Below are 22,141 nucleotides of genomic sequence, written 5' to 3'. Positions count from 1 at the left end.
GGATACACAATGAGTAGCGTAGATATTCTGGTCCCTGACCTGCCTGAATCCGTAGCCGATGCCACCGTCGCAACCTGGCATAAAAAACCCGGCGACGCAGTCGTACGTGATGAAGTGCTGGTAGAAATCGAAACTGACAAAGTGGTACTGGAAGTACCGGCATCAGCAGACGGCATTCTGGATGCGGTTCTGGAAGATGAAGGTACAACGGTAACGTCTCGTCAGATCCTTGGTCGCCTGCGTGAAGGCAACAGCGCGGGTAAAGAAACCAGCGCCAAATCTGAAGAGAAAGCGTCCACTCCGGCGCAACGCCAGCAGGCGTCTCTGGAAGAGCAAAACAACGATGCGTTAAGCCCGGCGATCCGTCGCCTGCTGGCTGAACACAACCTCGACGCCAGCGCCATTAAAGGCACCGGTGTGGGTGGTCGTCTGACCCGTGAAGATGTGGAAAAACATCTGGCGAAAGCCCCGGCGAAAGAGTCTGCACCGGCAGCGGCTGCTCCGGCGGCGCAACCGGTTCTGGCTGCACGTAGCGAAAAACGTGTCCCGATGACTCGCCTGCGTAAGCGTGTGGCAGAGCGTCTGCTGGAAGCGAAAAATTCCACCGCCATGCTGACCACGTTCAACGAAGTCAACATGAAGCCGATTATGGATCTGCGTAAGCAGTACGGTGAAGCGTTTGAAAAACGTCACGGCATCCGTCTGGGCTTTATGTCCTTCTACGTGAAAGCGGTGGTTGAAGCCCTGAAACGTTACCCGGAAGTGAATGCTTCTATCGACGGCGATGACGTGGTTTACCACAACTATTTCGACGTCAGCATGGCGGTTTCTACGCCGCGCGGCCTGGTGACGCCGGTTCTGCGTGATGTCGATACCCTCGGCATGGCAGACATCGAGAAGAAAATCAAAGAGCTGGCAGTCAAAGGCCGTGACGGCAAGCTGACGGTTGAAGATCTGACCGGTGGTAACTTCACCATCACCAACGGTGGTGTGTTCGGTTCCCTGATGTCTACGCCGATCATCAACCCGCCGCAGAGCGCAATTCTGGGTATGCACGCTATCAAAGATCGTCCGATGGCGGTGAATGGTCAGGTTGAGATCCTGCCGATGATGTATCTGGCGCTGTCTTACGATCACCGTCTGATCGATGGTCGCGAATCCGTGGGCTTCCTGGTAACGATCAAAGAGTTGCTGGAAGATCCGACGCGTCTGCTGCTGGACGTGTAGTAGTTTAAGTTTCACCTGCACTGTAGACCGGATAAGACATTATCGCCTTCTCCGGCATTTGAAGCCTGATGCGACGCTTAACGCGTCTTATCAGGCCTACGGGACCACCTGGGTAGGTCGGATAAGGCGCTCGCGCCGCATCCGACAAGCGATGCCTGATGCGACGCTTACGCGTCTTATCAGGCCTACGGGTGACCGACAATGCCCGGAAGCGATACGAAATATTCGGTCTACGGTTTAAAAGATAACGATTACTGAAGGATGGACAGAACACATGAACTTACATGAATATCAGGCAAAACAACTGTTTGCCCGCTATGGCTTACCAGCACCGGTGGGTTATGCCTGTACTACTCCGCGCGAAGCAGAAGAAGCCGCTTCAAAAATCGGTGCCGGTCCGTGGGTAGTGAAATGTCAGGTTCACGCTGGTGGCCGCGGTAAAGCGGGCGGTGTGAAAGTTGTAAACAGCAAAGAAGACATCCGTGCTTTTGCAGAAAACTGGCTGGGCAAGCGTCTGGTAACGTATCAAACAGATGCCAATGGCCAACCGGTTAACCAGATTCTGGTTGAAGCGGCGACCGATATCGCTAAAGAGCTGTATCTCGGTGCCGTTGTAGACCGTAGTTCCCGTCGCGTGGTCTTTATGGCCTCCACCGAAGGCGGCGTGGAAATCGAAAAAGTGGCGGAAGAAACGCCGCACCTGATCCACAAAGTTGCGCTTGATCCGCTGACTGGCCCGATGCCGTATCAGGGACGCGAGCTGGCGTTCAAACTGGGTCTGGAAGGTAAACTGGTTCAGCAGTTCACCAAAATCTTCATGGGTCTGGCGACTATTTTCCTGGAACGCGACCTGGCGCTGATCGAAATCAACCCGCTGGTCATCACCAAACAGGGCGATCTGATTTGCCTCGATGGCAAACTGGGCGCTGACGGCAACGCACTGTTCCGCCAGCCTGATCTGCGCGAAATGCGCGACCAGTCGCAGGAAGATCCGCGTGAAGCACAGGCTGCACAGTGGGAACTGAACTACGTTGCGCTGGACGGTAACATCGGTTGTATGGTTAACGGCGCAGGTCTGGCGATGGGTACGATGGACATCGTTAAACTGCACGGCGGCGAACCGGCTAACTTCCTTGATGTGGGCGGCGGCGCAACCAAAGAGCGCGTAACCGAAGCGTTCAAAATCATCCTCTCTGACGACAAAGTGAAAGCCGTTCTGGTTAACATCTTCGGCGGTATCGTTCGTTGCGACCTGATCGCTGACGGTATCATCGGCGCGGTAGCGGAAGTGGGTGTTAACGTACCGGTCGTGGTACGTCTGGAAGGTAACAACGCCGAACTCGGCGCGAAGAAACTGGCTGACAGCGGCCTGAATATTATTGCAGCAAAAGGTCTGACGGATGCAGCTCAGCAGGTTGTTGCCGCAGTGGAGGGGAAATAATGTCCATTTTAATTGATAAAAACACCAAGGTTATCTGCCAGGGCTTTACCGGTAGCCAGGGGACTTTCCACTCTGAACAGGCCATTGCATATGGCACTAAAATGGTTGGCGGCGTAACTCCAGGTAAAGGCGGTACTACCCATCTCGGCCTGCCGGTGTTCAACACTGTGCGTGAAGCTGTTGCTGCTACTGGCGCTACCGCTTCTGTTATCTACGTACCAGCACCGTTCTGCAAAGACTCCATTCTGGAAGCTATCGATGCAGGCATCAAACTGATTATCACCATCACTGAAGGCATCCCGACGCTGGATATGCTGACTGTGAAAGTGAAACTGGACGAAGCAGGCGTTCGTATGATCGGCCCGAACTGTCCGGGCGTAATCACTCCGGGTGAATGCAAAATCGGTATCCAGCCGGGTCACATTCACAAACCGGGTAAAGTGGGTATCGTTTCCCGTTCCGGTACATTGACCTATGAAGCGGTTAAACAGACCACGGGTTACGGTTTCGGCCAGTCGACCTGTGTCGGTATCGGCGGCGACCCGATCCCTGGTTCTAACTTTATCGACATCCTCGAAATGTTCGAAAAAGATCCGCAGACCGAAGCGATTGTGATGATCGGTGAGATCGGCGGTAGCGCTGAAGAAGAAGCGGCTGCGTACATCAAAGAGCACGTTACCAAGCCAGTTGTGGGTTACATCGCTGGTGTGACTGCGCCGAAAGGCAAACGTATGGGCCACGCGGGTGCCATCATTGCCGGTGGGAAAGGGACTGCGGATGAGAAATTCGCTGCTCTGGAAGCCGCAGGCGTGAAAACCGTTCGCAGTCTGGCGGATATCGGTGAAGCACTGAAAACTGTTCTGAAATAAATATCTGTAATAAGAAATAGCCCTCGCCGCTTCCCTCTACAGGAATGGCGAAGGGCTGTCGGTTTCGACATGGTTGGCCATCTTATGATGGCCTTTTTTATGCCTTAAACGTTAACCACGGTCGAAATCTGACCGCAGGCAGCTTTCGGCTGGGCATCGATAACCGTACCAATATCGCTTATAAGCGACTGGCACTTCCTCACGTTGCCATTTTGTAGAAAATGAAAATTCATATTCTCCAGATTCCATATTTTAAAATTTTATATGCATGCCTGTTTTTTCTGCTTTGAATTATCTGCTACGCTCTGTTTTTATTATTTTAAGGATAATAGAAACTGAAGGTATATTTATGATAATAAGACATATCCTTATGCTGTCTTATTAAGAACCGTTTTTTCAATGTCATTATCTATCAATGTATCATGCTCTCGGTTTGCGGCAGCCTTATCGGCTATTACGCTAATGATTAGCTATCGTGAATACGTTCCTGCGGATAATTAAATTACAGACATCTTGCAATCTCATCATATTCATATGTTCAAATGAGAAAATATTTTGCCAACAATATCACTTTTTCCAAAAGTTAAATTAAGCATATTGAAATCGCATACAAAGCGTTGGCAGTTTTTTTGAATTTACATTCAGGGTGAATATTCCATAACAAATGAAATTCACCAAGTGAATTGATAATGCGAAATTATAAACGGGGATTATATAAACCGTTTCTGTATTCCTTCGCTCATTTTTTCTGGGCGATGACAGCATTTAATTTTATCCAGTAACAGGAGAAGATTCATGAGTAAGCCTTCAGACCCTCGTATTGATACCAGTCGCGTCATCCATGCGCCACAAGGAACTCAACTGCATTGCAAAAACTGGCAGATCGAAGCTGCCTATCGGATGTTGCAGAACAACCTTGATCCCGACGTAGCCGAAAATCCACAGCATCTGGTGGTATACGGTGGCATTGGCCGCGCGGCGCGTAACTGGGAATGTTTCGACCAGATCCTCGAATCGCTCAAAAATCTCGAGCCTGATGAGTCGCTGTTGGTACAGTCCGGTAAACCCGTGGGCGTGTTTAAAACTCATACTGACGCGCCCCGCGTGCTGATTGCCAACTCTAACCTGGTACCGCAATGGGCCAACTGGGATCACTTCAATGAACTGGATCGCAAAGGTCTGTTCATGTACGGCCAGATGACCGCGGGCTCGTGGATCTACATCGGTAGTCAGGGCATTGTGCAGGGAACGTTCGAAACTTTTGTCGAAGCAGGTCGCCAGCACTACAACAATTCGCTAAGTGGAAAATGGATCCTGACCGCGGGGCTCGGTGGTATGGGCGGTGCACAACCGCTGGCGGCGACTCTGGCGGGAGCTTGTTCATTAAATATCGAGTGCCAGCAAAGTAGCATCGACTTCCGTCTGCGTACCCGTTATGTCGATAAACAAGCGAAAGATCTTGATGATGCACTGGCGCTGATTAAATACCACACCGAACGCAAAGAAGCCGTTTCTATCGCGCTGCTGGGCAATGCGGCGGAAATTGTTCCTGAGCTGGTGAAACGTGCACGTCAGGGGGCGATCAAGCCGGATCTGGTGACCGACCAGACCTCCGCTCACGATCTGGTCTATGGTTACCTGCCAACGGGCTGGAGCGTAGAACAATGGCGTGCTGCACAGCAGGATCCACAACAGCACGCCAGACTGCAAAAAGAAGCGGCACAGAGTTGCGTGGCGCATGTTCAGGGGATGCTGGACTTCCAGGCGATGGGGATCCCGGTTGTCGATTATGGTAACAACATCCGCCAGGTGGCTTTCAACGAAGGTCTGCAAAATGCCTTCGATTTCCCGGGTTTCGTTCCTGCTTACATTCGTCCCATGTTTTGTGAAGGCAAAGGCCCGTTCCGTTGGGTGGCGCTGTCTGGTGACCCGGAAGATATCTATAAAACCGATGCCAAAATTAAAGAACTATTCCCCAATAACGTACTGACCCATCGCTGGCTGGATATGGCGCGTGAGCGTATCGCCTTCCAGGGGCTTCCTTCACGTATTTGCTGGCTGGGGCTTGGTGAGCGTCACCTGGCGGGGCTGGCATTCAACGAAATGGTGCGCAACGGTGAACTAAAAGCACCGATTGTGATTGGTCGCGATCATCTTGATACCGGTTCTGTCGCCAGCCCGAACCGCGAAACTGAAAGCATGCTCGATGGCAGTGACGCGGTTTCTGACTGGCCATTGCTCAATGGTCTGCTCAATACCGCAGGTGGCGCAACGTGGGTGTCTCTGCATCATGGCGGCGGCGTCGGGATGGGGTATTCACAACACGCCGGGATGGTTATTGTTGCCGACGGTAGCGAAGAAGCCGAAAAACGTCTGGCGCGTGTGCTGGTGAATGACTGCGCTTCCGGGGTTATGCGTCATGCGGATGCGGGTTATGAGGCGGCAATTGAATGTGCCAAAAATTATGGTCTGAAATTGCCGATGATTCGCTAAATATTAACGCTGTTATTTAATATTTGCGCTAATACAGGCGGGAAGTTATCCGCCTGTATAACAATAATTATCAAAAATATTCATTACATCGTCGAGAGAAATATCTCTCGACCCTCTATTGCTGTTTCAAAAAATGACCTCTCATTTTGCAGGAGACTTTTTCATGGAATCAAGCAGCCCTATCCGCAGTAAAAAACCAGTATTAGAATCAAATACGATTAACGCCGTTCCTGAGTCCGCTCGCCACGGCGCGCCCTCCAGCCAGTTTACTTTATGGCTAAGTGCTAACTTACAAATTACCGCCGTGGTGGACGGCGCGTTAGCGATTATTTTTGGCTCTGAAGCCATGTCAGCAATTATTGGTTTATTAATCGGTAATATTATCGGCGGCGCGGTTATGGCATTGCACTCGTCACAGGGGGCAAAGCTGGGATTACCACAGATGATCTCCAGTCGTATCCGCTTTGGCGTCAAAGGAGCGGCGCTACCGTTACTGATGGTGATTATTATGTATCTCGGATTTGCCGCGACGGGTACGGTATTATCCGGTCAGGCGATTAACCGGATATTTGGTTTTGAGTCAGCATCGACCGGAATTATTATTTTCGGCATGCTTACCGCGATGATCGCATTGGTCGGTTATAAACTTATTCACGTCGTTGGCCGTGTTGCAGGGATATTAAGTATTCTGGGGTTTATTTACCTGGCCACTCAACTTAGTGGTCACTACGATGTGGCTGCGGCATTTGGTCAAAAGCCATTTAGCTTATCGGTGTTCTTATTAACGATTGCACTCTCAGCCGGATGGCAATTAACGTTTGCACCATACGCCTCTGATTATTCCCGCTATTTACCCTCTGATACACCAGCAAAATCAATCTTCTTTGCCACCTTTCTGGGAACTACGCTTGGCGCGCAATGTGCCATGACTTTTGGCGTTCTTGTTGCTGCTTGCGGTGCTAACTTCCTGAAAGATCAGGTTGGTTTTATGGGCGATTTAGCCGGACCAACGTTTGCCATTCTGATTTATACGGTGATTGTTTGCGGCAAACTGACGGTTAACTGTTTGAATGCCTACGGCGGCTTTATGTCGATTCTGGCGACCGTCAGCGCCTTTAACAATCGCAGCCAGGTTTCACAGCGTGTTCGTGCTGCCTACGTTGTAGGTTTCGTGCTGTTGTCAATGGTCGTCGCGCTGGCGGCAAGCGCAGACTTTTTGAATAATTTCAAAAACTTCGTTCTGCTGCTGTTGACGGTATTTGTGCCGTGGAGCGCCATCAATCTCATCGACTACTACTTCATCTCACAAGGTAAAACCGACATTCCGGCACTTTATACCCCGGAGGGGCGCTATGGCGCGTATAACAAAACCGCGTTGGTTTGCTATGGAATTGGTGTGCTGGTGCAGATCCCCTTCCTGAATCAAAAACTGTATCAGGGACCCATTTCTGTACTGATGGGCGGGGCGGATATTTCCTGGATTATCGGCTTGTTAATTACTGCCGTTATTTATTACCCGTGGGCAAAACGTACTACCAGCGTTCCTGCCCAGACTATTTATCCCGAGTCGTAATATGGAACCAATGCTGATATCTGCAATGGATAAGCCCTTGCAACCGTGGCGCAACGGCGGGGGGGTTACGCGACAACTGCATGCCTGGCCTGATGATGAAAACTGGCTGGTACGCATCAGTATGGCCAATGTCAGCCAGGACGGTCCTTTTTCGGCGTGGCCTGGCGTGGTACGTGGCCTCGCTATTCTCGATGGGGAAGGGGTGAGGCTGACGTTTGCCGATTCGATAATCAACCTGCAACGTCACGATCCCGCCTTAATTTTTCCCGGAGAAGCCATGCCAGATTGCCAGCTGCTGGGCGGTGCAGTTCGCGATCTCAATGTCATGGCGCGGGAAGGCGATACGGGGATGTTGCGGGTGCAAAGTGCCGTTGACTGGCTTCCTCCGTCACTTGCGCAAGCGGGCCTGTTCACGCTGTGTGAAGGGGAGTGGATAAGCGGCAAGAAAAGGGTGTTTGTCGCGGCAAATATGTTGTTATGGCTGGTTGCGCCTGATGGCAAGCCCTGGCGTTTCGTACCACGGAAAAAAGTCTCCGTCGGTGAGCTGGCGGGCTGGTGGCTTTATTATCTACGAGGGGAAAAATCCTTATGAGTGCATTAACGCTCTGGCGAAATACCACGCTGGCGACGCTTTCCGCTAACGATTGGGGAGTGATTGAAAATGGTGCAGTAATCAGCCGTGGCGACACTATTGTCTGGCTTGGCAAGGCCACGCAGATCCCTCGCGAACTGACGGCTGACATTACAGAGGAACACGACCTGCGGGGTAAGTTGCTGACCCCCGGCCTGGTGGATTGCCATACGCATCTGGTGTATGGCGGCCAGCGGGCGAATGAGTTTGAGATGCGGCTGCAAGGCGTGGCTTATGAAGATATCGCCAGAGCGGGCGGCGGGATCTTATCTACCGTCAATGCCACGCGGGCGGCCAGCGAAACACAACTGTTTGAACTGGGGGCGCAGCGACTACAAAACTGGTTGCGTGAAGGCGTCAGTACGCTGGAAATAAAATCCGGTTATGGCTTGACGCTGGAAGATGAAGCGCGCTGTTTGCGCGTTATCCGCCGCTTACAGGAATCTACAGGATTACGTATCCAGTCTACGTTTCTTGGGGCGCACAGCTTGCCGCCAGAGTTTGCCGGGCGCAGTGATGATTACATTACGGCGCTTTGCGACTGGATGGGCGTCTTACATGAACAGGGGCTTATTGATGCGGTTGACGCTTTTTGTGAAAACATCGCCTTTAGCCCAGACCAGGTACGGCGCGTTTTCAGTAAAGCACAACACTATGGATTACCTGTAAAACTGCATGCCGAACAGCTTTCTGACCAGCAAGGCGCTGCGCTGGCGGCGGCGTTTTCTGCACTCTCCTGCGATCATCTGGAATACCTGAGCGAGTCGGGGATCGCCGCCATGAAAGCAGCTGGAACAGTGGCGGTACTGCTCCCCGGTGCTTATTACTTCCTGCGCGAAACCCATCTGCCGCCGATTGCTGCTTTGCGGGCAGCGGGCGTGCCGATTGCTATCTCCACGGACCATAACCCCGGAACGTCTCCCAATATGTCATTGCCATTGATGATCAATATGGCCTGTACGCTGTTTCGCATGACGCCGCTGGAAGCCGTTCAGGGCGTTACGCGTCATGCGGCAAAGGCACTTGGGCTTGTTGATCGGGGTGAACTTGCACCGGGATTACGGGCGGATATGGCGGTCTGGGATCTTAACCATCCACGTGAACTGGCTTACTGGTTTGGGCATCAGCCTTGCCAGGGGCTTATTGTCGGCGGAAAAAGGAGTTGGTAATGAAGCAAACATTATTGCCGTGGAGTGGGCGTGTTGACTCGCAGGAAATCGGCGTCAGCACTCGCTGGCATCAACATGTGCAACCGTTTAGTGAACAAAGCCACGGCGGTTGTTCGCTGATTGGTTTTGCCGTTGATGACGGGGTGCAACGTAATGGTGGGCGAGCGGGTGCAGCAGGCGGACCGGGCGCGTTGCGCAGCATGTTGGGAAATATGCCGGTGCTCTGTGAAGGCGCTATTTTCGATATGGGCGATGTACAAAGCGAGGACCACGCGCTGGAGTCCGCACAAAATCGTCTGGCGGCCAACGTATCTACAGCCATTGCGCGCGGCAGTTTACCGGTGGTTCTGGGTGGCGGTCATGAAGTGGCGTGGGGAACATTTCAGGGGATTATGCAGTCGCGTCCTGATATTCAGCGGTTACTGATTGTGAACCTTGACGCGCATTTTGATTTACGGATGGCGGAAAAAGCCAATTCAGGTACGCCGTTTCGTCAGATGCAAGAGTGGAACGCGCAGCATGGCAAACCGTTTAATTATCGCGTGCTGGGAATAAGTCGTTTTGCCAATACTCAGGCGTTATTTGATCGCGCTGATTGTCTCGGTGTGCGTTATTGGCTGGACGAATCTCTGCAATTTGAACGTGGTTTGCATGAGGTCGCTAATGCGCTCTCGGCAGATATTCAAGCGTGTGACGCCATTTATTTAACGATTTGTCTCGATGTTTTACCCGGTTATCAGGCGCCCGGCGTTTCTGCGCCATCACCGCTAGGCGTGCCGTTAAATATTACTGAAGCCATTGTGAATTTAATCGCCGGTAGCGAGAAGTTGATTGCGGCGGATATTGCCGAACTTAACCCGGACCTGGATCGCGATAATTTAACCGCGAAAGTTGCCGCTCGCCTGGTGACCAGTATTGTCCGGCGGGGGAAAACAGATAGAACAAATTAAAACGTTGTCGCAGTAACCCGTTGTTAAACTCATCATGATAAGGAAACACAATGAAAGGATTGATACGAAGAGTCACTGTCACCGTTGTGCTCTGGAGCGTTTGCTCCATCGCGATGGCGAAATCAACCATTACTCTGGATGGCGAACATCTTTCCATTGACCAGGCCTGGTCAATTGCGTTAGGTGATAACGACGTCAAAATCGCGGCGAAAGCTCTGGACAGAATGGAAAAAAGTTATGATCTGGTGATGACCGCCGCACATTCTGGAACACCCGTTTATGGTTTAACCGTAGGTGTGGGGCTAAATAAAGACCAGCCGATATTTGATGCCAAAGGAAATTTAACGCCTGAGGTGATTGACGCGTCGAAAAAATTTAATGCTGCCGCGCTGCGCGCCCATTCTGCGGGCGTTGGTCCGATGTTACCGGATTATCTGGCACGCCTTTCAATGGTATTACGTTTAAATACTATGCTGCATGGGCAAACCGGCGCGCAGCCTTATATTGCCGAGTTGTATGCCGAATTTATTAACCGCGGCGTTACACCGTTAATTCCGGCGCGGGGAAGCATCGGCGCAGCGGATATTATGCTCGCTTCGCACGTTGGTCTGGTGATGATGGGGGAATGGAAAGCCCGAGTAAATGGCGTGCAAATGAGCGGTGGTGACGCGCTGGCGAAAGTGGGACTTAAGCCACTGGTGCCGCAGGGTAAAGATATGCTGGCGATTTTGTCGAACAACAGCGTCGGGACAGCCTACGCTATCGAAGCAGTTCGTTCGGCACGTCAGTTGCTGAATGTCAGTCCGGTGGTTTTCGCTATGAGTCTGGAAGCGTTGAATGGTAACGTCGCACCAGTACTGCCGCAGTCAATTGCCGTGCGTCCTTTCCCGCAGTTGGCTGACTCTGCAAAAGAGATTCGCGATGCGTTAAACGGTTCATATTTATGGCATAAAGATGACAAACGTGCATTGCAAGATCCGTTATCGTTCAGAACTACGGTATATACCATTGCTGAATCAGTACGCGCTTTGCATGATGCTGAAGAGATCATAACCGTACAAATCAACAGTTCCGATGACAACCCAGCAACGGTGCTGAATGCTGACAAGGCGTATCAGGACTCCAGTCAGGTCGCGCAATATTTTGTTAAAGATGGCGCAGTCAGCGGCGGGATCTTCCCGACGGCGAATTTCGAATCGTTACCTGTTGCGCTTGCCACTCAGCGTCTGACCGTGGCGTTGGTACATGTTTCGCATAACAGTATGCGTCGCTCGCTGCACCTGGAAGATGAGCACTTTACCGGTTTAACGCGCTTCCTGTCGGCACCCGGTAATAAAGGTCACGGCTTCGGTTCGCTGCATATTCCGTTTGTCGCGCTGCATGCGGAAAACGTCGATCTCGCCAATCCTGTTTCTTTCGATATTCAACCGGTTGCCGGAGGTATAGAAGATACCGGCGCCAATAATGACCACGCGGCCAGAAGATTGAAACAGGTTGTCGATAATCTGAACGTGATTTATGGCATTGAACTGATGCATTCCGCACAGGCTCTCGATTTACGGTTGCAGGCCGATCCGCAACTGGCATTAGGAAAATCCACCAAAGCAATGTTTACCGAATACAGAAAAGTCGTGCCTTTTGTCGACCAGGATCGGGTCTTTACCCCAGATATTGCAGCTTCGCAAAAATTCTTAGAAGGATATGCTATAAATCAAAAATAAAATTTTTGTTGATTGTTTATCATAATATCCATAGATATGATAATTGCTATCAATTTAATAATCTTCACTTAACCTGAATCATAATAATCCGAAGGGCGCTTTGCTTTTCGGATTATTATTATCTGATTGAGACAATTGTCACGCCGGGCTTGCTGGGTTATAAATATCGATCATGATTTTTATAAAATATCTATTGCTGCTTTGGTTGCCATTACTTAGCAATAAGTAATGGTTTTTTGATAGTTTAAACTATTTTTAAGGGACGGCATTATGAGAGGAAAAATACCCAAAACGGAACTGTTGGTAACTTTTGAGGTAGTCGCACGCCATGAAAGTTATACCAGAGCGGCAGAGGAGTTAGCGTTAACCCAAAGCGCAGTATTCAGGCAAGTTAGCGCACTGGAAGATTTTTTACATATATCATTATTTGCGCATTCTAAAAAAAGAATATTTCTTAATGATGCCGGAAAGCATTATCTGGGCATTGTTAAAGAAACATTGAATAAGCTTGAACGTGACACGAATACTATCATGACCTGGCAGCCTACGGTTCAGGTTATTGAGCTTGCTGTCAATCCTACTTTCAGCACGCACTGGTTGATCCCCAATTTACGTGAGTTCAATAAATTGTATCCCGATATTATTGTCAATATTCACTCATTAGCTAATAACGGGGATTTTCTTAATCGGGAATACGATGCCGTCATTATGCGCGAAAATTTTTGTGCGCCCTGGTCGGAGGTAGAATATCTCTTTGAGGAAGAGATCCTGCCGGTATGCAGCGGCAGTTTACTTTCACTTCCTGACCAAAAACTGTCTGTTGCAGAGCTATTAAGTGAGCTACCACTGCTGCATCAAAGCACCCGTATTACTGGCTGGGAAGAGTGGTTTGCATTGTCTGGCGTTAGTAGTCCATTGGTGAATAACGGGCCACGTTTTGATTTACTTTCAATGCTGATTGCCGCCGTGCGATCTAATCTCGGTGTGGCGCTGTTGCCCCGGTTTGCAATTCAACACGATTTAGATAGCGGTGACATGGTGATCCCGTGTGATGTGCCTATTCGTACCGGTAATCGCTTTATTATGACGTGGCGGGAAGAGAAGGCTGATTATCCGCACTTGCAACTCTTTCGTGAGTGGTTGCTGGCAAAATCGGTCGTACCGGAGGAGATGTAAAACCTGCGCCTGGCGAGATGCCAGGCGCAGTCATTACCAGTCGATACCAGGCTGTGCCTGAATACCGTTATCAAAAGCATGCTTGACGGGACGGATTTCGCTTACCGTATCCGCCATTTTTACTATCTCACTATGGCAGCCGCGTCCGGTGACAATGACGTTTTGCTGCGCCGGGCGATTTTGTAGCGAAGCGATCACTTCTTCGGTATCCAGATAATGGTAAGCCAGCATGTAGGTCAGCTCATCGAGCACCACTAAATCGTAACGGTCATCAGCCAGCATCCGCTTGCATTCAGACCAGACCTCTTTCGCCGCGTCGATATCCGCTTGCCGATTTTGTGTCTCCCAGGTAAAACCTGTTCCCATAATATGAAATTCAACGCCCAGTGGATGGAGAAGGTTATATTCGCCGTTGTCCCATTGTCCCTTGATGAACTGCGCAACGCCAACCGTTTTGCCATGACCTACGGCGCGCGTCACGGTACCAAAAGCGGCGGTGGATTTTCCTTTTCCGTTACCAGTGAAAACAATCAATATTCCTTTTTTCTCCGTCGCCGCCGCGATGCGTGTGTCGACCTGTTCTTTCAGTTTCTGCTGGCGCTGAATATGCCGTTCAGTTGAAATCCGCGCTTCCATTCACTTTCCTTAATGCCCGGCGGGGCAATTGGCGCAACGGTGTTGCTGCTCAAACTGACTAAAGAAATTATTGCCTTTATCATCCACCAGAATGAACGCGGGCAAGTTTTCAACCTCCATCATCCACACTGCTTCCATGCCCAACTCCGGATATTCCAGGCAATGCAGGCTTTTGACATATTCTTGTGCCAGTAACGCCGCCGCACCGCCGATGCTTCCCAGATTAAAGCCGCCATGTTTGTGACAGGCATCGGTAACCTGCTGGCTGCGGTTGCCTTTCGATAACATCACCAGACTGCCGCCAGCCGCCTGGAAGGCGTCGACATAACCGTCCATTCGACCGCCCGTGGTGGGCCCAAGAGAACCACAGGCCATATTTTCCGGTGTTTTCGCGGGGCCAGCGTAATAGACGATATGATGTTTCAGGTAATCCGGCATCGGTTCGCCGTTATCCAGTCGTTCTTTTATTTTGGCGTGGGCGATATCACGCGCCACTACGATGGGGCCGCTTAACGACACACGGGTGCCGATCGGTAATGTGGCGAGATCCTGCATTACCTCACGCAATGGACGATTTAGATCAATCTGTACGTTATGCGTGTGATTGTCTTCCCGCATTGAGGCTGGAATATATTGCCCCGGATTATGTTCGAGTTTTTCCAGCCAGATGCCGTGCTTGTTAATTTTGGCTTTAATATTACGATCGGCGGAACAGGAGAGCGCCATAGCGATTGGGCAGGAGCCGCCGTGGCGCGGTAGACGGATAACACGAATATCATGAGCGAAATATTTGCCACCAAACTGAGCACCAATACCAAATTGTTGGCTGGCGTCGAGCAAGGTTTTTTCCAGCTCAACATCGCGGAAGGCTTGTCCCTGCTTGTTTCCGCTGGTGGGCAGATTATCGTAGTATTTTGTCGACGCTAGTTTGGCGACTTTTAACGCCTGATCGGCAGAAAGTCCCCCGACGACAAAGGCGATGTGGTAGGGCGGACAGGCGGCAGTTCCCAGCGATTTCATTTTTTCGATTAAAAACGCAGTCAGTTTTTCTGGTTGCAGGAGAGATTTAGTTTCCTGGTAAAGCGCAGCTTTATTGGCAGAGCCACCCCCTTTATTAACACACAGAAAATGGTACTCGTCGCCGGGGACGGCGCCGATATCAATCTGCGCCGGAAGATTGGTTTGTGTATTGACTTCGGTATACATATCCAGTGGCGCATTTTGTGAAAAGCGCAGATTATTTTCCTGGAAAGTGGTGTAAATACCTTTGCTTAAGGCTTCGGCGTCATTGCCCCCGGTCCAGATGTGTTGCCCTTTACTGGCGACAATGGTGGCGGTGCCGGTGTCCTGGCAGTTGGGTAATATCCCTTTTGCTGAGACTTCGGCATTGCGCAGTAGCTGCAAGGCCACATATCTGTCATTACTGCTGGCCTGCGGATCGTTCAGAATGCTGGCGACTTGTTGCAGGTGAACGGGACGTAAGAAAAAAGAGGCTTCATAAAATGCCTCCCGGGCAAGCAACGTTAATGCTTCCGGAGCGACTTTTATCACTTCTTCGCCGTCTATTTCCGTTACTGTAATATATTGATCGCTGATTAATTTATATTCCGTTGCGTCTTTATATTGTAAAAACGGTTCTTGCCAGATAAATGGTTTGGACATGATGTGTTCTCACATTGTGGTTATTTTTACCGAATGATAAGGCAGTCTTTTTTCCAGCAGAGATTCGGTATTGACTTAAGTATTTTTTGTTTAATTACGTGTGATTGTTGTATGGTTTTTAGGAGAACGTAGGCCACCAGTTATTTCTGTTGTGATAATGCTGGCAGCTTCGTAATCAATTTTATTGATATGTTTAGATAAATGTACCTGGCATAAAGAAATCTGTGCAGGTACATTTATGGGGTTGATAATCTAAACAGTATTAATTATTAAATGTCAAAATGAATGCTTAATAAAGGTGCGTGCTGCTGCGCACCATAAACATCATTATCGCCCACATTCCCGGAGATAATATCTCGTGGCATGACGATTTTTACTGCATTAGAAGGATCAAACCAGACAATACGATGAATAAAGTCAGGTTCAACATGATATAAGCGCGCAATCAGCTCTGGAGTCAATTGCCCTGATGATTTAACTCGCTCATAGTTTTCTTTCGTTTTAAATAAAATATCTAAAACCAGTTCGTAGGGTCCGGCATTTTTCGAACGAATGACTTGCGCCAGTGAGACAATTGACTGTTTCATGCCTGAACTCCTTCTGGCGTCACCTGTTCAATATGGAAATCAAAGCGCAGTGCGTCGTTGGCTTCAATCAGGTGATAGATAGAAAACTCGTATACGGGTCCGCTCTGGATATCAGAAGGGGAGAACGGGAACGCCAGGTTGCCCGCAGTGGCGATGCGATTTTCATAACCGTAGTGCAGCATAGTGGAGCGCACCAGTGAACAAACACTGTTGGCGATTTCTTGCGTCGGCGCGACCACATCCAGGACGATCCCCAGTTCATGTCCGGCAGTTTCCATGGGCTCGTGGTCGCCCATGACACCATTTTTACCGTACAGGTGGAATGTCATTCGAATGCTGTCATCGGTCAGCGACAGGTTGCGCGTTACGCTGGCTTTGACATCTTCAATGATTTTGTCGATCCCGGCGATCATAATTGGGTCGCGAGTGCCTGCGATGGTCAGGCAGCGGAAGCCCACCTGCCGCGCACCTTCCAGTTTCAGGGCATATGGCGTTTCTTCATGCTTAGAACCGCTGACATAAACTTCACCGTCGTTCACGGCTTTGAAGGTGCAGCCTTTCAGATTCAGAACACCACCTGGTCCCGGCAGGAAGTACGGGTCTGATTTCTCATACAGCGTATGCGCGGCTGCGGATGTTTCGGTGAATTTACGCTGCGGATTGAACGTCTTCAGCGTGAAGCCATTATCGTCGATGATGCCCATCGCACAGTCAGAGCCGGAGCCTGGCGTTGCGGCAATTGCTGCACATTCGAGAATTTTCCCACAGTGCAGCGCCAGCCCTTCGTCAAAGCCTTGCATGATGGGGAGCGCGGCAAAGCAGGCCGGATCATAAGCCCGGCCGCCGAGCACCACCTGTGCGCCTTCTTTCAGCGCCCGCTGGAAGGGCTCGATGCCCATTTGTGCGACGATGTAGGTACTTTCGTCAATCGCGTCGTGCGTTAACGGCGGGACAAAATCCAGCGCCGTTATTTTGCCGTTATCCAGTGCCTGGTGGACGATGGCTTTGTCAACGTCCGCCGGGATCAGCGCCATCGAAAACGAAAGTTTTTCCTCTTGCGCAATCTCGTGAATAATTTGACGACACCACTCCAAATGCGGGGCAGCGCCAGAACCACCGGCCGTCCCGATCACCACTGGAATATTATTTTGCACGCCAGCGCTGATCATATAGCGCAGGTCGCGTTTAACTCCCGCGCGGTCGGTAAAGGGCTTACCCGCCCCCAGATAGTGCGGGCCAGGATCGGAAGAACCGGCATCAACGGCGATCAGATCGGGAGATTCCGCCATCGCTTTGCGGAAGCTCTCTTCAGGAAAGCCGTAACCGAGGATCGCAGTAGGTGATAAGACTTTAAAAGAACGAGCCATCTGTTAATCCTTAGCCAGCATCAGCGCGATAGTACGATTCATTTCGTTGAACACGATGTCGAGGCCTTCGTCAAACCCCATCCCCGGTTTTACCAGCATCCGCATGGGACGCGCGGCAAGAGCTACGTGGACACAAGTTCGGGCGCTGACATCGGTTTCGTTACAGGTGCCACCCTGATAAGCTTCCATTCCGTGGCTGTTGCAGTACAGAACCGCATCGACGATGTTGTGAATACTGCCCAGATCAGGCGTTTTGATTTGCACCATGTGGCAACTGGCTGCATCAGTGAAATCAACGATATCCTGGTAGGTGTTACACCATTCGTCGGCGACAATTTTCACGCCGGAACCGAGGCGCGTCAGCTCTTTGGTGATGGCAGTCAACAGGCGAATTTGGTCAGGTTTGTTACCGGCATCGACCGGGCCTTCAATGTACAGCGGCAGACCTTGTGTTTCTTCTTCCAGGCTGGCGATGTATTGCGCGCAGCGAACGGGATCCATGCCGAAGATCAGACCGATGGTGCCGTATACATCGATGTGTAGGGTAGGGTGGTAGCGAGCGCTGGTACGTTTGCTCAGAATGCGATCTGACAGCCAGCGGATATATTCGCGCAGTTTTTCGCCCTTAAAGCCCAGCTTCTCTTCGACGTTATTAATCAGCGCATGGGGCAGTACGTCGATCCCTTTAAGGATCATCTTATCGACGGCGATATACCGATCGTCGCCGCTCTGGCCAAATAAAGGAATGGATTTTGCCACGCGCGGTAACTGCCATTCATCGCAAACTACTTCAGTTTTCAGACGGCCCGTTGCCAGCGCGGTAGCGTCAAGCAACGCCTGCGATAATCCATAGCGCACGGCGGTATGCAGCAAGTTGCCATCAATACGCAGCTTGTCGAAAAAACGGGCGTTCGGCACAAACGCATCCACATCGCGGCCTTCCAGTAACGGTTTGATATGGTCATTAAGGAACGGAATAAAATGCTCGGCGAGGAACAGCGGATCGCGACCGCCTGCCCCAGAGTACTGTACCGCAGCACAGTCACCAACCGCGACCGCGCCATTTTCCAGAATCAACTGAACTGAAACGCACTCCCCAGCCTGACGTACTGCGCTAAAACCAGACGTAACCGGCTCCCCGGTATAAAAAAATCCGTCGTGGCCCGCTCCGTTTTTTATCGCCTGCTGGTCATCGAAATAGAATGAGGAGTAGCCAGCGGTGAACAGGGCCTGTTTTATTTTCATTATGGTCTTCCTATTAATTTACTGTGGGATACAGCATTGATGTCATCAACAACCATCTGGAATGTCGGTTGGCGTCCTTCAAAGCGTGCGCGTTCAGCAACGTAATCGTGGTGAAGGTCGAGAATGTCTTTTGGCAACGGAACGGCGCCGGCTTCAAGCACGCGTATCGCGCCGGTGTTGTCGCGAACCGGAAGAATTTTGCCCGCGTTGCAGGCGGCTGGCGCAAACGGCACATCCAGTACACCCGCTTCAAATGCCAGCACCGTACCGCGCGCGATATCCCCATTCCCCAGTTCGAACACTTTATTCAGCACGGCGCGAACTTCACTCTTAATCAGCTCAACTTCCAGTTCCACCGCAGGACACGGTGGGAATTTCTGATCGCTAACCATATTGAGCATTTGGCGGGAGGCTTTCAGTCCCTGCACGTTGGCGGCAGCGGTAGGGATGCCCCAGGCTTCATGCGGACTCTTGGTGATTACTTTGGTCGCGCCCGACATTCCAGCAACCGCCGCGCCCCAGGAGATAATCGCGAACGCTTTTGACTCGTCTTCCGGAAAACCGCCCATCCACTGGTGGAACACCGTACTTAATTCGTACTCTGCATAGCCATGATTCTGGAAGTATTCGTGAGCGAGTTCCCGCAGAGACTGGATCGCCGCAATATCTTGCGTCAGGCTTCCGACCTGACCATAACCGACGGTGATAGATTTCACGCCCTGTTCCAGTGCCAGCAAGCCTTCGATTATCGCAATAGAGTGCGAGATAAACGGTGGAATCAAGGTACCTGTAAGCGGGCCAAACGGTTCGCGGTTGATGCGAATGCCGTGCTCTTCATACAGCCCCATTAAACGGTCGCAGTACTGCCAGTCGCGGATCGATTTCTCCAGCGTTACGCGTTTGGCGTACGGAATATTGTAGGAAATGCCGCCGCCTTCATAGCTGGTGAAGCCGCTGGCCATTGAGATTTCAGCCAGCAGCCGCGCATCTGGTGTGCCATGGCGGATCTGTAGCGGTTTTTGCAAGGTTTCGGTCAGACGACGGCATGCGGCGACGCCGTGGTTAACCACCGGTAAACCGTTCAGTTTAGAGGTTCCGGCTTCGATGGATTTTTTAATCCCTACCGCGGCTTCTTCGTAACGATTCAGACGGGTATAGGCATCGATGGTGCTCGGCAGCAAATCGCACTCATCTTGCAGTGTTTTCAGTAGTTCGATGTGCTCGTCCATCAACGCCACGCCTGCGCGCGGTTGGCTAAGCGTTTTACCTTCCAGGTCTGCTTTCAGTAGGGCAAGGGAGAAGCGTTTGTGATCAGGAATAGTTTGTTGATATTTAACGCCATCTTCGAAGTTTTCAACATCCTTGCCAGTTTCCCAGGTTTTCAGTACCTGTTGCCGCTCGGTCATGAATTCGTCATGGGTTAATTTCTTATTTCGAAGTTCCATTGATTGCTACCTTAATTGTTATAGGGTTAAGCATTGAATACTGGTACGCGCGGCGGCCTGCGGATCGACTCTGGCGACGTTTGCCAGCAGTGGAAATAGCCCCCGTGAATCGCGGTAATATTCAAATTCGGTCGGTAAGAGAATGCGTTTGCCGTCGTCGTTTAACTCGCGGTATTTCAACCAACGATGAATATCAAACTGGCTGGCGCGCGACAGCCATCCACCGGAACCAACGACTTTGCGCACGGTGGTCAGGTCGCGTCCCATCTGTAAATCGACATTGCCGACGCAGGTGCAGACCTCTTTTTTGGTGCCGGCATGACGTTCAGTTGCGTAACCTACGCACAGTCCGGCCAGCACAGTATCGAAATATTTTTCTTCTGCGTTAGTGGGTAAATGGTCGGGATGTGCAACCAAATGACGGAGATAATGATAAAAAGCGTCCTGCTGCGTGGGGTGCTGAGAAAAGATCACATTAACTAAGTCTTTTGCACTTTCACCAACCACCATTGCTGAGACGCGCATTCCCAGATCGCCTTCAACGGTCCGTTTTACGAAGGGTTCCGGTACGCCGTGTAAAACGGTGTCGGGTGAGAGATTATTGGCACAGGCAGAATACATATCGGTGGTTGCGCCGCCCATGTCGATCAGCATGAACTCTTTCCAACTGCTATCGACATTACTGATTGCCTTAACCAGTTCAAAAACCGTCCACGGCGTTGGCATCGGCTCTTCGCCCGTTTCATCAACAATGACATCCAGCCCTTTTCCTTTAACAATGCGTTTGAGGAAAATGTCGCAGATGGCCTGTCGCGCGGCGAAAGGGGAGGGATTTTCAAGGTCAGGCAGGACGTTATCGACGATAGTCAGATCTTTATGCCCGAGGATGTCTTGTATATTGTCCTGAATGTCCCTGTTTCCGGCATAAATAATGGCGCACTCGAGTTTTGATTCCGCCAGCACACGGGCGTTATTTAGCCCGTAACTCTCTTCTCCGCCGTCGGTGCCGCCCGTGAACAAGAGGATATCGGGTGGTGACTCTTCCAGCGCCTGAATATCACGGCGGTTCAACTTGTAGGAGTAATGCTGCGCTATTTTAGCGCCAGCAGAGTGAGCGGTTACTTTTGCGGATTCCAGGGTAATAGAAGGCACTAATCCCATTGCGGCAACCGCCAGTCCACCTTTGGCTGAAGAGGAGTACTTCAATGCGACTTCGCCGCTTTTTAACAGAGGGAGGGCGTTATCTACGTTTAACACCTGATTCAGGCTTGAGAAAAAACCATCGGCCAGATGATGTGTGGTGGTTGGGGTCAGAACGTGGTTAACCAGCGTTAACGCGTCCCCCTCCCGGGTAAAGAGGGCAGCTTTGGTCCACGTCGATCCAATATCGACAGAGACGATTTGCATCAGATGGCCTCTTCGAAAATACGTGTTTCAACACCATGACGCTGGTTGATATCGTTGGCCATCAGCTGGCAGACATCTTCTAAGTCATGGCTGGGGGCGAAGACGCGGTCAAAACCCATCTCTTTGAATTTGATTTCCACGTCAGCGAAGTCATGTTTACCCACCACCAGGTTACCGCCTACATAGAGCAGAATGTCGCCCAGCCCACGTTCGATGCAGCGTTCACGCATACCCAGACAGTCGATATCCCCATGCCCATAGATAGAGGAAACCACTATCGCGTCAGCGCCAGTTTCAATGGCAGCATCAATATATTCATCCTGGCTGACCATTACGCCCAGGTTTATGACTCTGAAGTCATGAGAAGTAAAAACGCGATCCAGAACTTTATTGCCAACTGCATGGCAGTCGGCACCAATAACGCCAAGCACTAGTGTTGCTTTCTTCATGGGTAATCCTTTGTAAGACAGAGAGTAAAATAAGTTACACACGTCGTATTTATGGCCGTTTCTGTGGCACATGATTAATAACACTGGAGTGTC

Annotated in this window: 19 protein-coding genes; 10 read left to right on the top strand and 9 right to left on the bottom strand. The window is 50.8% G+C overall.

Annotated elements, in window-relative coordinates:
* Window positions 1-9 precede the first annotated feature (9 nt).
* From odhB to sucD, 3 genes are all read left to right on the top strand, one after another.
* Window positions 10-1,227, top strand: coding sequence for a 2-oxoglutarate dehydrogenase complex dihydrolipoyllysine-residue succinyltransferase (gene odhB / locus AACU94_RS13065; protein ID WP_130214980.1), 1,218 nt, complete (start codon window positions 10-12; stop codon window positions 1,225-1,227).
* Between the two features lie 274 nt (window positions 1,228-1,501).
* Window positions 1,502-2,668, top strand: a complete 1,167-nt coding sequence (sucC, locus tag AACU94_RS13060) for an ADP-forming succinate--CoA ligase subunit beta (RefSeq protein WP_001048602.1) — start codon at window positions 1,502-1,504, stop codon at window positions 2,666-2,668.
* On the top strand, window positions 2,668-3,537 hold the full coding sequence (gene sucD / locus AACU94_RS13055; protein ID WP_135489562.1) for a succinate--CoA ligase subunit alpha: 870 nt from the start codon (window positions 2,668-2,670) through the stop codon (window positions 3,535-3,537). The genes sucC and sucD overlap by 1 nt, the downstream gene beginning before the upstream one ends.
* A gap of 104 nt (window positions 3,538-3,641) precedes the next feature.
* Here sucD and AACU94_RS13050 read toward each other — a convergent pair whose 3' ends face one another.
* On the bottom strand, window positions 3,642-3,770 hold the full coding sequence (locus AACU94_RS13050) for a hypothetical protein (RefSeq protein WP_276606037.1): 129 nt from the start codon (window positions 3,768-3,770) through the stop codon (window positions 3,642-3,644).
* A gap of 562 nt (window positions 3,771-4,332) precedes the next feature.
* Between AACU94_RS13050 and hutU the strand changes: the two genes are divergently transcribed.
* The 7 genes from hutU to AACU94_RS13015 all read left to right on the top strand — a co-directional run bounded on the left by hutU (window position 4,333) and on the right by AACU94_RS13015 (window position 13,250).
* The gene (hutU, locus tag AACU94_RS13045; protein WP_130259808.1) at window positions 4,333-6,030 is read left to right on the top strand and encodes a urocanate hydratase; all 1,698 of its coding nucleotides are present in this window, start codon (window positions 4,333-4,335) and stop codon (window positions 6,028-6,030) included.
* Window positions 6,031-6,193: 163 nt separating this feature from the next.
* The gene (locus AACU94_RS13040; RefSeq protein ID WP_130209878.1) at window positions 6,194-7,603 is read left to right on the top strand and encodes a cytosine permease; all 1,410 of its coding nucleotides are present in this window, start codon (window positions 6,194-6,196) and stop codon (window positions 7,601-7,603) included.
* Between the two features lie 10 nt (window positions 7,604-7,613).
* A complete protein-coding gene (locus AACU94_RS13035) occupies window positions 7,614-8,195 on the top strand; it encodes a HutD/Ves family protein (RefSeq protein ID WP_240726475.1) in 582 nt (193 codons plus the stop codon).
* Entirely contained in the window at window positions 8,192-9,403 is a 1,212-nt protein-coding gene (hutI, locus tag AACU94_RS13030; RefSeq protein WP_135489560.1) for an imidazolonepropionase, read from the top strand. The genes AACU94_RS13035 and hutI overlap by 4 nt, the downstream gene beginning before the upstream one ends.
* A complete protein-coding gene (hutG, locus tag AACU94_RS13025) occupies window positions 9,403-10,353 on the top strand; it encodes a formimidoylglutamase (protein WP_135489559.1) in 951 nt (316 codons plus the stop codon). Before hutI ends, hutG begins: the two co-directional genes overlap by 1 nt.
* A gap of 50 nt (window positions 10,354-10,403) precedes the next feature.
* Window positions 10,404-12,074, top strand: a complete 1,671-nt coding sequence (locus AACU94_RS13020) for an HAL/PAL/TAL family ammonia-lyase (protein ID WP_135489558.1) — start codon at window positions 10,404-10,406, stop codon at window positions 12,072-12,074.
* Window positions 12,075-12,344: 270 nt separating this feature from the next.
* A complete protein-coding gene (locus tag AACU94_RS13015) occupies window positions 12,345-13,250 on the top strand; it encodes a LysR family transcriptional regulator (RefSeq protein WP_130209888.1) in 906 nt (301 codons plus the stop codon).
* Window positions 13,251-13,283: 33 nt separating this feature from the next.
* Here AACU94_RS13015 and cobO read toward each other — a convergent pair whose 3' ends face one another.
* From cobO to glmS, 8 genes are all read right to left on the bottom strand, one after another.
* Window positions 13,284-13,886, bottom strand: coding sequence for a cob(I)yrinic acid a,c-diamide adenosyltransferase (cobO, locus tag AACU94_RS13010; protein ID WP_135381136.1), 603 nt, complete (start codon window positions 13,884-13,886; stop codon window positions 13,284-13,286).
* 9 nt (window positions 13,887-13,895) lie between these two features.
* A complete protein-coding gene (locus AACU94_RS13005) occupies window positions 13,896-15,548 on the bottom strand; it encodes a class I fumarate hydratase (RefSeq protein WP_135489557.1) in 1,653 nt (550 codons plus the stop codon).
* 269 nt (window positions 15,549-15,817) lie between these two features.
* Window positions 15,818-16,135 carry a DUF4387 domain-containing protein gene (locus AACU94_RS13000; protein WP_130214960.1) on the bottom strand — a complete coding sequence of 106 codons (318 nt, stop codon included), beginning with the start codon at window positions 16,133-16,135 and terminating at the stop codon, window positions 15,818-15,820.
* Complete coding sequence (locus AACU94_RS12995; RefSeq protein ID WP_135489556.1) at window positions 16,132-17,502, bottom strand: acyclic terpene utilization AtuA family protein; 1,371 nt, start codon at window positions 17,500-17,502, stop codon at window positions 16,132-16,134. The genes AACU94_RS13000 and AACU94_RS12995 overlap by 4 nt, the downstream gene beginning before the upstream one ends.
* A 3-nt stretch (window positions 17,503-17,505) precedes the next feature.
* Entirely contained in the window at window positions 17,506-18,747 is a 1,242-nt protein-coding gene (locus AACU94_RS12990) for a methylaspartate ammonia-lyase (RefSeq protein ID WP_130258673.1), read from the bottom strand.
* A complete protein-coding gene (locus AACU94_RS12985; RefSeq protein ID WP_130209900.1) occupies window positions 18,747-20,192 on the bottom strand; it encodes a methylaspartate mutase subunit E in 1,446 nt (481 codons plus the stop codon). The genes AACU94_RS12990 and AACU94_RS12985 overlap by 1 nt, the downstream gene beginning before the upstream one ends.
* 18 nt (window positions 20,193-20,210) lie before the next feature.
* Window positions 20,211-21,599, bottom strand: a complete 1,389-nt coding sequence (glmL, locus tag AACU94_RS12980; RefSeq protein ID WP_135489555.1) for a methylaspartate mutase accessory protein GlmL — start codon at window positions 21,597-21,599, stop codon at window positions 20,211-20,213.
* Window positions 21,599-22,048: a methylaspartate mutase subunit S gene (gene glmS / locus AACU94_RS12975; RefSeq protein ID WP_064528860.1), complete on the bottom strand. Its 450-nt coding sequence runs from the start codon at window positions 22,046-22,048 to the stop codon at window positions 21,599-21,601. Before glmS ends, glmL begins: the two co-directional genes overlap by 1 nt.
* Window positions 22,049-22,141 lie beyond the last annotated feature (93 nt).

Source organism: Escherichia sp. E4702, assembly GCF_963883545.1.
In the GTDB taxonomy this organism is placed as follows: Bacteria; Pseudomonadota; Gammaproteobacteria; order Enterobacterales; family Enterobacteriaceae; genus Escherichia.
This window is presented reverse-complemented; position numbering and strand designations above follow the sequence as displayed.